The 12,118-nt window shown below is 40.7% G+C and carries 8 protein-coding genes; all 8 read left to right on the top strand.

Going from position 1 to position 12,118, the window contains the following annotated elements; translation table 11 throughout:
* Positions 1–102: 102 nt before the first annotated feature.
* The 8 genes from fabR (at position 103) to leuB (ending at position 12,059) form a co-directional block, all read left to right on the top strand.
* A complete protein-coding gene (fabR, locus tag I6F47_RS15665; protein WP_007582233.1) occupies positions 103–726 on the top strand; it encodes an HTH-type transcriptional repressor FabR in 624 nt (207 codons plus the stop codon).
* Between the two features lie 129 nt (positions 727–855).
* On the top strand, positions 856–2,043 hold the full coding sequence (locus I6F47_RS15660; protein WP_231609238.1) for a hypothetical protein: 1,188 nt from the start codon (positions 856–858) through the stop codon (positions 2,041–2,043).
* Positions 2,044–2,052: 9 nt separating this feature from the next.
* The gene (locus tag I6F47_RS15655) at positions 2,053–2,709 is read left to right on the top strand and encodes a PGRP and LysM peptidoglycan-binding domain-containing protein (RefSeq protein ID WP_197184161.1); all 657 of its coding nucleotides are present in this window, start codon (positions 2,053–2,055) and stop codon (positions 2,707–2,709) included.
* Position 2,710: 1 nt separating this feature from the next.
* A complete protein-coding gene (locus tag I6F47_RS15650) occupies positions 2,711–3,073 on the top strand; it encodes a hypothetical protein (RefSeq protein ID WP_169044562.1) in 363 nt (120 codons plus the stop codon).
* 94 nt (positions 3,074–3,167) lie between these two features.
* Positions 3,168–4,241 (top strand): hypothetical protein, encoded by a 1,074-nt coding sequence (locus I6F47_RS15645; RefSeq protein WP_197184160.1) that lies wholly within the window; start codon positions 3,168–3,170, stop codon positions 4,239–4,241.
* A gap of 2 nt (positions 4,242–4,243) precedes the next feature.
* A complete protein-coding gene (locus tag I6F47_RS15640; protein WP_197184159.1) occupies positions 4,244–8,875 on the top strand; it encodes an OmpA family protein in 4,632 nt (1,543 codons plus the stop codon).
* Between the two features lie 557 nt (positions 8,876–9,432).
* Positions 9,433–10,986, top strand: a complete 1,554-nt coding sequence (gene leuA / locus I6F47_RS15635) for a 2-isopropylmalate synthase (protein WP_197184158.1) — start codon at positions 9,433–9,435, stop codon at positions 10,984–10,986.
* Complete coding sequence (gene leuB / locus I6F47_RS15630; protein WP_007582207.1) at positions 10,983–12,059, top strand: 3-isopropylmalate dehydrogenase; 1,077 nt, start codon at positions 10,983–10,985, stop codon at positions 12,057–12,059. The genes leuA and leuB overlap by 4 nt, the downstream gene beginning before the upstream one ends.
* Positions 12,060–12,118: the final 59 nt, after the last annotated feature.

The raw sequence follows: 12,118 nt of genomic DNA, 5'->3' as shown, positions 1-12,118 counted from the left end.
GTAAGCTAAAATAGTATTTCAAACTCTCGTCGTCAAGTATTAGACTGGACAATTGAGCTAATATCACTAAATATTCATATAAAATAATTCAGGGAGCTGTTGATGTCGGGTGTTAGAGCGCAACAGAAACAAAAAACACGACAGGCGTTAATTCAAGCGGCATTTAATCAGCTGAGTGCTGATCATAGTTTTTCGAATTTAAGTTTACGCGAAGTAGCACGAGAAGCTGGTATTGCCCCAACTTCTTTTTATCGTCATTTTAAAGACATGGATGAGCTAGGTTTAACTATGGTAGACGAAGCCGGTTTAACCCTTCGTCAACTAATGCGTCAAGCACGCAGACGAATAGCAAACGATGGCGGCAGTGTTATAAATACCTCTGTGGTTACTTTTATGGAGTTTATTGATAACTCAAGTAACCAATTTAGGTTGTTGCTGCGAGAACGCTCTGGGACTTCTAAAGCATTTAGAGCCGCTGTAGCCCGCGAGGTAAAACATTTTATTTTAGAGCTGGCTCATTATTTAGAAAGTGAAACTAAATGTAATGCTATGCATGCCTATATTCAGGCGGAATCTATGGTAACGCTCGTATTTAATGCGGGTGCAGAAGCGCTCGATATAGAAGGATTGCAACGCGACGAATTGATTGAGCGCGTTATTTGGCAGCTGCGTTATATTACTCGTGGAGCCGGACATTACGTAAGAGAAAACACTGAACAAAGTTAGCAAATTTAAAAATTCATTGTAGATTTTTTGTGCCTATTTCTTTATATTAACGCACTATAATAACGGCATACCTTTTAGCCGTAACTAAATAATAAATAAGTCTCTTATTAAGAGAAAGCGAGGATGCAAATGCTCACCAAGGATCCGGTGAACTTAAATTACCCCCCACTATTTGAACAACCACATAATGAGCCTGAAAATTCAGAGCCTGTGGTTACATTCTCTTATTTAAGTCGTGCTCAGCTTTGCAAACTTCCTAAAGTGTTGCAAAGGCAACTGCAAGACAACCTGTTTGGTGCGCTAGATAAACACCAAGCTGCGCGATTACGCGACGACACTCGGTGCCAATATTGGGCTAAAGACAAAGAGTGGAAAAAGGTACCATATTCTCTGTTTAAGCAAGCTAGTACACGTTTAGCTGTTTACCCAAAACAAACTCAAGCACCAACAAAGTACTCGGGCGCGGTTAATAATGGTTCAATTACATCATCGCAAACAGCGTTGCAAAATAATACTTTTATAAATAACACAGTAATGACGCCAAGCACTTCTGCATTTATAAACAGCCAATCAGCTGCGCAAAATAGTCCGCAATTTATAAATCAGCAAAGTTATAATCAAAAACCTAAAAAAGCGGTGCAACCTATACAACAGCATGCGCCCGCTGTACGTATTTATAAGCCAGAGCTAAACAGCACAATGCTACTAAAAGCGTCTCACACTGTTAGGCAAAATTTTACAACCCACGTACTTAGCGCCGCTGAAACCGTAGAGCAATTAGCACAGCAATATACCGGCTATAAAAATGCCAATTTAATTTACGATTACAACCTAGGTTATAGCGAGCGCAAACCTGCTAAAGCAGGCACAAGCTTAACAGTACCCAGTGGTTGGAAACTCAATATAGAAGGCTCATGCAGTAACAGTCGCAGTGTAGTTATTCAATGGCAAGGGCCAACAAGTGGTCAAATAACACTACAACTAGAAAAAAAACGCCCCGACGAAGTCTCGTTTTGGCAGCACTACGCTGAGGTAAAACCAGGTCTTTATAATGTTACGGTAACGGCCAGTGGCGCAACCGACACCACCACATTTACTGTTGAACAACCCACTTTAGCCTACGAAATAGAACTACTCGACGAAGCTGGCGAACCACAAGCTAATATGGGCTACAAAATACGCCTACGCAACGGCCACATTATTACCGGGCAGCTTGACCAAAACGGTTATGCCAACGTATCAGGCCCCGACTTTGAAAACGCTAAAGTCAGCTTTTTTGAACTCGACAGCGAAGATTGGTCTGTAGGTAAAGTTTAAGGATACATAATGACCCAACAACACACCGTAGCTCAAGGTGAAACGCTATTGCGCATAGCAAAGCAATACGGCTACCAAACATCTAAAGCGCTTTACAACCACCCAAGCAACGCAGAGTTTAAAGCCCTACGCCCAGACCCAAACTTAATTTACCCGGGCGATAAAATTACCATTCCGCCTAAAAAAGAAAAGTTTATACCACTGCGCACCAACAGCATTAATAGCTTTGTTGTACAAAACGAAAAAGAGTATTTTCGCCTGCAAGTATCGTACGACGACGGCGATAACGTAGCCGGTAAACGGGTAGTACTCAACATTGGTAGCCAAACAATAGATATCGTCTTGCAAAGTGATGGGCTTATCGAAGTAGAGCTTAATGATAACGACGCCCTAACCGGCACCGTCGATTTATACTTAAATAAAGGCGACACTACGCCAACTAAAAGCTTTAACGTACAAATAGGCAATCTAGACCCAATCGACACGCTTTCAGGTGTGCAAGGCCGGTGCAATATGCTTGGGTTTGATTGTGGTACGGTTGATGGTGTTATGGGTAAAAAAACTCGCATTGGTGTAAAGGAATTTCAGTACGAGCACGATCTCGACATAGACGGCATACCAGGCCCTAAAACCAAAGCAAAACTACAACAAGTATTTGGGAGTTAGTATGAGTGCCCCGCACAGTATGGCAATGGTAGTAAATAACATAAACCCGTTAACTATGGTTAAGCCTGCTTTTGTATTTATGTATCAGGTTGATCCAAATACGCCAAAGTATGACAAAGAGCAGCTTATACTTATAAATAAACAACATAGCTGGCAACAAGTACAATCTATAGCCAGTGTAAGGCTTGATTCTACATGGGTAAAAATAAAATTTACTAATATTCCTCAAAGTGGCAACTTTGATTTAATGCAAGACCCAAATGATGGCCAGCCAGCTTATTACATTTTCGACAATGTCCCATTCAGTGAGCTTTACGACCAAACGCCAGAATCCGTTTTAATGGCAGAAATAGTAGAAGAGTAAGTGCAAGCACTTTGACTCAATAACACAAGTTTTAATGAGTGCACTTATTTATATTACCTCGTAAATAAGTGCATGTAGTAAAAGGATAGTTTTAATGACGTTTTTAAAAAATCACAGCATGCTTTGCGCCCTCAGCGTTTGTTTTAGCTTATTGCTAAGCGGCTGCTCAGAGCCATCATCGCAAAGTTCACCACAAGTAGAGGTTGATGTTGCTAAATACCCATGGGCTAAAGAGCACAAAAACCATCCAGAGTGGCCACTTGAAATACGCGAAGAGGTGTATGGCGATGCAGATACATTTTCAACCCCGCGGTTAATGTTCTGGAATAAATATAAATACAGTGAAGTACGCACGCTGTGGTCATCAAAACTCGATGGCTCAGACAGGCGCCGTATCATTCCAGAAGAGGTATTTCAAAAGCTTGAATCTATTAGTATACATGCACCCGCTCGCTCACCAGATAACCGTTATATCGCTATTTCGGGCTATATAAATGACCGAGCGACTCGTCAGCTTTACGATACTAAAGAGAAAAAGCTAATCACCATGTCAGGCGGGGGCGGCTACCCTTGGTTTAACTGGACCTCAGACAGTGAAAACGTCATTTTTTACTCAGATGGTAAAAATTTTAACTACAATGTACCAACAGGGGAACTAACCTCTCGGCCGCAAATCCACCACAGTGGCGCTGCTTTTTTACTCCCAGGTGATAAAGAGTTTTTAGCTGTAAAGCACGATGGCTTTTGGATACATAAGTTTAATGGTGAAGTAGTGCGTAAAGTGAACTTTGGTTTTCCGAGGAAATGGGAGATGCTGGACCACCGTATCTCACCGGATGGAAAATACTTAGCGTTTATGACTCATATTAGACCAAAAGCGCATTTTCATTGGGTGAATATTGCCAATCCGGAAATAGAGCACTCAGAAATAGGGGAAGGTAATAGCGTGATTTTTTCTTTGGATGAAAATGTCACTCTTAAATTTGGTTATAACGATTTTAAAGAGCCAACTAGTCGAGATGAAATACCTGACATATACAGCATTATTACTAAAACGAATATTTTAACAGGCGAACAAAAAATCACACGAGTAAAGGAAATGGGTATTTGGGGTTTGGACAGATTATCACCAGTAGCGATTACAAACCAAAAAGCACAGGGTAACTGATTATGCATGAAATGAGCAAAGGATCTGCAAGCCCGTTGGTGTATTTATTAACAGGTTATGTTGAAAGTAATAAGATGGTGGGTAAATTAACCCCGGTAGCAAATCGAATCGTGGTGGCTGACCGCCCAAAGTCAGCCACGTACGATACAAATAAGCCTATTGTGTTAAAAACAAATAGTGCTGGTATTTTATCGACAATAAACAGTGGGTCGTTAGAAATACGTCAGCCGTTTCATGCCTACACGGTTAATAAGAGTCAACGGCCTATTATTATTCCGCCAATGGAGTCTATAGGGCTTATTGCCAATAATAACCCTAGTGGATGGGCGAAAGAGTTTGTTGATAATTTAAAAAATTACAGTAGCTCAAATACACCGTTATTAGAGTTACAAACAGTGCCGATTACCAATTTAAAGCAGCCTACAGAAAATAGCGAAGACGACACTTACAATACATGGTATGAAAAAGAAATAACTCAAAAAAATGTACAAAGTATCCAAGCCTATATATTGGCTAAAACGCGAGCAGTAATTTTAAGTATTAGCCCAAACATTCCTGTATTAACACCAGGGCGCAACATTGTTTTGTCACCGCCAGTAGGCGAAGATATATTTGCTACTTTCGTTACTGAAACTAATTTAGCAGTTATATCGGGTACTAATAGAAAACTGCCTAGCGGCTTATATCGTATTAAAATTAAACTTGATGGTGTTAAATATATTGCCCAAAGGCCGCAATGGTGCTCTAAATCGCTTATCCGAGAAGGAGCCAATTATTACTACGAACTTGCCGAAATGATCCGCTTCGATATAAAAAATGAGGCAGGTGAGTTTGATGTAATTAATTGCGACCCGCTTTCGGTTGAAGAGGCAATAATAAAGCAATTTCCTCGCTTTTATAGCCACTTAATAAGTTATGCAAAAGATTTAAAAACCGAGCATGCTACCTATGACCCTAAAAATATTAGTGTTAAAGATGAAAGCGGTAAAGAAATTGGCCGCGCTAAAGTTAGCGATGAACCAATAAAAATAGCCAGCGGATTTGAGAGCTTTTGCCATGGCTGGGGAGTGGCTAAAGGTCGCGCACAATTAGCTGCAGGATTAATAAATACCGATATAACCGCTAGCGCCAGTAATGGTAATTTTACCACTAATGGTAAGTTTGTTTTAGGGAGTAAAATTGCTAAAGCAATACATACTCATTTAAATGAAACAGAAGATAAAACCATTCAAGCAACGCTAGATGCCGTGTTTGCTATGCAAGATGGGCAGGATGCTTGGAAAAAACTACGTGAAGCTCGCGCAGCTTTAACAACTGATAACTGGAAAGATGCACTCGCAAAAAACCTTTGGCGCTTACCTACTTCTACACCAGAACAAATGGCACAGTATAATAGCAGTATAGCTGGACGTATTGGTATTCCTAAATCGGCAATGGATGCAACAGGCAATGCGCTCAATATAGCTGACTTAGCTACTAACATTGCTGCTCTTGGGCAAACGACAGTACAACAAATTGGTACAAACATCCCTAATCTAGCGCAAGCTAAACAGCATTATAAAACCGTTGCCCAGGATTACTTTGAGCATTTAAGTGCTAAAGAAATTGTAAAAGATGTAGTAATTGAAGGGACGTTTTCGCTTAATAGCGAGCAAGTAACCGATGATTACCGCAATACCATTTTGCAGCAAAGCGAGGCTGTTATAAAAGCGCTTAAGCAAAATGAGAGCCTTAAAGTGACCGTGGCAGGCCACACCTGCGATATAGGTAATTACGATTATAATATAGCATTATCTGAGCGACGAGCAGAGGCTGTTAAGCACATTTTAGTGACCCAAGCAGGCATTGATGAGGCGCGTATTGAAGTACTAGGGCTGGGTTATGCTCAACCACTTATAAATAATAAAGATGAGGCAAGCCGAGCACAAAACCGCCGTGTACACATTGCCGCATATGCTATTAGCCAAATAAATGTTTGCCCATCTCGTGAAGGTATGGACAGTTTAGAGCGTTTTCGTAATTTAACCGTAGCCAATGATATAAAAGTAGATGAAACAGGCGACGCTATGGCGTGGCAAATGATTAACATTGCTTTGGGTGTTATGGCATTTATTCCGGCAACAGCTCCCATTGCTGCGGCAGTAGCTGTTATAAAAGCGGGCGGCGCTATCGCCACGTCAGCTGCGAATTTAATGGATGAAGTACTCCTCGATAACGCCTGTAAACATTATTATGCAGAAATTCAGCGAGATAAACGCCTAGGCCAAGAGTGTGCAGCTAATCAAGGTATGATGCATGAGCTATTAAGTGAATATAATAAAGACGGAAAAGCGCAGCAAAGCACACAATGGGCTGCCCAGTTTAGACTGCGTTCAGAGGCAATATCGGGCCTTATGGGATTACTACTAAGGGCTCAGCGTGAAGGTGATAAAAGCCAGTATTATTCAAACTTAGAGCGCTATAAAGTAAAAGAATACATAGAAAACTTTTTATTAGGTGATAGCTGGGCACTGCCTAATTTACCTGGTGCATCAATTAGGATGGATACCTTTTGGGTGTTTTTAATTGATAGCATTACCAATCAAAAGCAAAAAAAAAGCGGTGATAAAAAAGCACTTTACGGCTTTAGTGACAACTACAGCTTGCTAGATAAAGCGGCACGTAAAGCCGTAGTTACAGATCCTGAAAACACGCTTTATTTGCAATCGCAATTTAATCCGTATGGCTTTTATATGATGACGGTGCCAACTCTCGCGCGTGAGCATAATTATATTACGGCTGAATTTCAAAATTACTTCCCCATTCACACATTTGCTACGCAAGAAAAAGAAGGCAATAAATACCTCGAAAGTTTTGCAAACACCTTTGAGCCGGTATTTTCTGAATATGGTGAGGCAAGTTATCATCACAGTGCCATATATTATCAAGACCAAGCCTCCAAGGAATGGTTGCCTATTGTATCGAATAAAACAAAGCGACTATCCCCTTTTACACCCATTCGTGTGTTGGTTGTGTTTAACGACACGATGACCGGTATTGCACCTATTACGTTTAAAGTAACGCGCTGTGATGGCGTAAATAACGAACTTGCTTATAAAGAGCTCGTAAGGCCGCTTGTTGAGTCTGAGCTATTAGAGAGTGAAAAGCACTTTGCCGGAAAGTTTGGTTGTGTATTTACACCGTTTTTTCAGTTAGGGCCAAAAACGTATTTAGGTACTAAGCCTATGGTGCACGACAATAACTTTTTACCTTTTATGTACGATACCGCTTATGAGTATTACCAATGTAATAACTTTGTAGACATGCGTTATTACATTGGTGCACAAGTAGGTAGTAGCAGTAAGGTTGTCTTGCCACTAATGGGGGAGCGTAAAAACAATAGCGATGAAATGATGTTTGATTCAGGTTATTTAAATCTAATCAATGGTTTAGGTGTAAAAAACAAATATGTAGCTACTGATTATCATGTGGATTTAAACACAGATCGCGATGGTGGTAATGAAGAGTCATTACTAATAAAAGATTTTTTAACGAGTAAAAGTTCTAGTTTTGTTCGTCCTGAGCTGTTTGCAGGAAATAAAAGCATTCGAATTTTGGTGCGCTTTGGTGGTGAAGGCAAACCTTACTTAATGACGAGCAAGATGGAAAGGCAAGGGACAGCTATACGTTTATTTAGTAGTGAATTTAGCGCAGCACAAAATTTAGGCTTTAAAGTACGTCAGCATGGTGATGACATCATTTTTGATGAATTTGACTGGAGTACCCAGGTTGACCTAATGGTGATCGCGACCTGCACTGAGTTAGAGTCAGAAAACTATACAAAAAAACTAATTGGTTTAAATTGGCGCAGCGTGCCATGCGAATTAAAACTTCAGCAAACAATAGGCATTAATGATGAGGGGCCTACTTACAAGTCAAAACTTTATTATTTAGGCAAAGCGACCCGTAATGCAAGTAAAGGTTATAACCAAGTGTTAAATAGATGGGAAGATGATAACTATCAATTTAATGATTCAACCGGTGCTAAATTTAGGGAGTACCGAGAGTTTGTAGATTTACTCAATAAAGCGGGCTCAAATAACGAAAAAGGCATGCAAGGTAGGGCGCTTCTCAATTGGCAAGATGCTAAAGCATTTGCCGGTGAAGAACAGGTTTTTGTTTTTGCCGCTAATTTCAGCTTAGATTATGAATCGCCAAAGCGAGTTTCTATTAAAGGTTTAAGGCCTTTTGGAGACATATTTACAAGCCAATTTAGTGATATGTTTACTGACAAAGAAGACAGGCAATATACAATGGAGTTGGGTGTTGCTAACTTTAACTCTGCTGGCAATTCTGGTTTTAACTTTAATGATATTGGCTCAATTACAGATAAAACAAGTAATCATGGTTTGCAGCTAAAATTACCGTTACCTAATCCAACAAGGGAAGATTTACCTTGGAGTAAAACGCTACCCGAGGCAGATTTAAAAGAGCTCGCCGCTAAATTAAATGGTGAGCAGGCAACTCCATCACAAAAGAATACATATCAGCGACTATTGCAAAAAGGGTTAACGGAAGAAGAGGTGAAGCAGTGGTTTGTTGAAGATGCCAAAAATACTAAAGTTAGGCCTCTGAGTGCTTTTAAAAGTGATTAAAATAAGTTGCTAATTTTATTAGCAAGGCTGATAGCTCGATATTGTTGTAAATTGCTTTGTAGCTGACTTATACAACTAATTTTTTGGCTAAAAGTAAATGAAGCTCATTAAGATGGGCTTTTTAATTATTAAACATGGGATTACTTTATAAGCCCAGATAAAAATAATAAAACTTATCTAATCGGGGATCACTTTAAAGCCGATTTGATTATGGTGACAAGAAGCGTGTTTGGTATTTTTAATCTTGTTATTTGAGGTTTATTGGTTTTTATTTTCTTTATGGTTGTGTTTTAAAGGTGTTTTGTGGAATTTTTATGCTTGCTTCCGTCGCTTTGTAATGTTAAAAATAGGCTTCACTGAACACACACACAAGAAAACAAGATGCATATTATTCGTTTAATTACACTAAAACTTAACCTCTTACTGCTATGGCAAGTAAGCGGGGATTAGTGTGTTTGCATCGAGTTGAACACTAAAAACCCCGCAATTGCGGGGTTTTTTTTATCTCGCGGCTGGGATTAATTGAAATTTGGGCAACATAGGAATGAGGGGCAGTTATGCAAGAGCAAGATAAAGTATGGATTTTTGATACCACCTTACGTGATGGTGAGCAGGCACTTAAAGCAAGCCTTACTGAAGATGATAAAATTCAATTAGCACATACAATTAGCCGCTTGAATGTGGATGTGATGGAAGTGGGTTTTCCGGTTTCGAGCCCTGCTGATTTTCGCTCGGTGCAACGTATTGCAACCGAAGTAAAAGGCCCGATTATTTGTGGTTTAGCGCGCTCAGTTGCTAAAGACATTGAAGCCTGTGGCGAAGCACTTCGTACAGCTCAGCAAAGCCGTATTCATACTTTTATTGCTACAAGCCCTTTGCACCTTGAACATAAATTGCGTATGAGCCTAGATGATGCAACGGCAATGGCGGTTAAATCAATTAAATTAGCGCGTAACTACACAGACGATGTTGAGTTTTCGTGTGAAGATGCTGGTCGTACGCCACATTGGGATTTATGTAAAATTGTTGAGCAGGCAATTAACGCTGGTGCCTCTACTATTAATTTGCCAGACACCGTTGGTTTTGTAACGCCAGACGAATACGCCGCGATGATCCACCATTTAATGAATAACGTGCCAAATATTGATAAAGCGCGCTTAAGTGTGCATTGCCACAACGATTTAGGCTTAGCAGTAGCAAACTCAGTGGCTGCAGTGCAAGCCGGTGCACGCCAAATTGAATGTACTATTAATGGCATTGGTGAGCGTGCTGGTAACTGCTCGCTTGAAGAAGTGGCGATGATCATGAAAATGCGCCACGACCACTTAAAAGTATATACCGACATTAAAAGTGAAGAAATTTATCGCGCCTCTCGTCAAGTGGCTAAAATTTGTAATATGCCAGTACAACCAAATAAAGCGATTGTTGGCGAAAACGCCTTTGCACACAGCTCAGGCATTCACCAAGACGGTGTATTAAAAGCGCAAAATACTTATGAGATTATGTCGCCAGAAAGCGTTGGTGTGCCAAGTAACCAATTAAATATGACTTCGCGTTCGGGTCGCCATGTTATTGAGCATCGCTTAGAAGAGTTGGGCTATCAAAAATCTGATTACGATATGGATGGCTTATATAAAAGCTTTATCGAATTGGCTGACCAAAAAGGCACAGTATACGATTACGACCTTGAGGCGATGATTTACTTTAATCAAATTAACGACAAAGACGAAAAATACCAATTAGAATTTGTTAACTCAGCCTCTAACTCACAATCGGTAGCAAGCTCTACTATTGGAATGCGCATTGATGGCGAAGCTAAACAAGAAGCCGCGACAGGTAATGGCCCAGTTGAAGCTTCGTTTGCAGCTATTGAGCGCTTAACCGGTATGAGCGTTGAAATGATTGAATATAACTTAGAAGCGACAGGCCAAGGTGCAAGCTCATTAGGCCAAGTAAATATTATAGCTAAATACGATGGCCGACCTTACCACGGTGCGGGCATTGCAGCGGATGTGGTTGAAGCGTCGGTACGCGCCATGATCCGTGTTTATAACTTAATTTATCGTGCACAAAAAGTGTCTGATTTAAAACAACAAAGGAAAGCAGGATGAGTAAAACAAACTACAGCGTTGCGGTATTAGCTGGCGACGGTATTGGTCCAGAAGTAATGGCAGCAGCAGAGCAAGTACTTGATGCTGTGAGCAATAAGTTTGGTTTTACCCTAAACCGCGAGCATTATGCAATTGGCGGCGCAGCCATTGACGAATTTGGTAAAGCATTACCAGAGAGCACGCTTACTGCGTGTGAAAACTCAGACGCTATTTTATTTGGTTCGGTAGGCGGTCCTAAATGGGAAAACTTACCACCAAACGAGCAGCCTGAGCGCGCATCGTTATTGCCTCTTCGTAAGCACTTTGGTTTGTTTTGTAATTTACGCCCTGCACAGTTATTACCTGCATTAAGTGCAGCATCGCCACTTCGCGCTGATATTAGTGAAAAAGGTTTTGATATTTTATGTGTGCGCGAACTAACTGGCGGCATTTACTTTGGTGAAAAAGGCCGCAGTGGTGAAGGCGCAGAAGAGTTTGCATTTGATACGCAAACATATTCACGAAAAGAAATTGAACGTATTGCACGCTTTGCTTTTGAAGCTGCAAAACTACGTAGTAACCATGTTACCTCTGTTGATAAAGCCAATGTATTAGCATCAAGCGTATTATGGCGCGAAGTAGTAACCGAAGTAAGCAAAGACTACCCAGAAGTAAGCTTAGATTACATTTACGTAGATAACGCCGCTATGCAGTTAGTTAAGCAGCCTAGCCAATTTGATGTATTACTTTGCGATAACTTATTTGGTGATATTTTGTCAGATGAGTGCGCCATGATCACAGGCTCAATGGGCTTATTACCATCGGCAAGCTTGAATCAATCGGGTTTTGGATTGTACGAGCCAGCAGGCGGTTCAGCACCAGATATTGCAGGTAAAGGCGTTGCAAACCCAATAGCACAAATTTTAAGTGCCGCATTAATGCTACGTTACTCGCTAGGGCAAGACGAAGCTGCTCGCACAATTGAAAAAGCAGTAGCAGAAGCCGTAGAGGCAGGCGTTGGCACACCAGATATATATCCAAATGCAGGTTACAGCACAAGCGATGTGGCAGCAGCCATCGTTTCACGCATTTAATAACATAGTAAAGTTGCAGCACCGTTATGCTGTAACTCAAACAGATTAGGGAATTAGCA

This window comes from Pseudoalteromonas sp. NZS37 (assembly GCF_015864265.1).
Taxonomy (GTDB): Bacteria; Pseudomonadota; Gammaproteobacteria; order Enterobacterales; family Alteromonadaceae; genus Pseudoalteromonas; species Pseudoalteromonas arctica.
Note: the sequence above shows the minus strand (reverse complement) of the source record. Positions and strands in the feature narration are given on the sequence as shown.

Coding starts and splice junctions, on each gene's coding strand:
- fabR (WP_007582233.1), top strand. CDS start 103: ATGTCGGGTGTTAGAGCGCAACAGAAACAAAAAACACGACAGGCGTTA.
- I6F47_RS15660 (WP_231609238.1), top strand. CDS start 856: ATGCTCACCAAGGATCCGGTGAACTTAAATTACCCCCCACTATTTGAA.
- I6F47_RS15655 (WP_197184161.1), top strand. CDS start 2,053: ATGACCCAACAACACACCGTAGCTCAAGGTGAAACGCTATTGCGCATA.
- I6F47_RS15650 (WP_169044562.1), top strand. CDS start 2,711: ATGAGTGCCCCGCACAGTATGGCAATGGTAGTAAATAACATAAACCCG.
- I6F47_RS15645 (WP_197184160.1), top strand. CDS start 3,168: ATGACGTTTTTAAAAAATCACAGCATGCTTTGCGCCCTCAGCGTTTGT.
- I6F47_RS15640 (WP_197184159.1), top strand. CDS start 4,244: ATGCATGAAATGAGCAAAGGATCTGCAAGCCCGTTGGTGTATTTATTA.
- leuA (WP_197184158.1), top strand. CDS start 9,433: ATGCAAGAGCAAGATAAAGTATGGATTTTTGATACCACCTTACGTGAT.
- leuB (WP_007582207.1), top strand. CDS start 10,983: ATGAGTAAAACAAACTACAGCGTTGCGGTATTAGCTGGCGACGGTATT.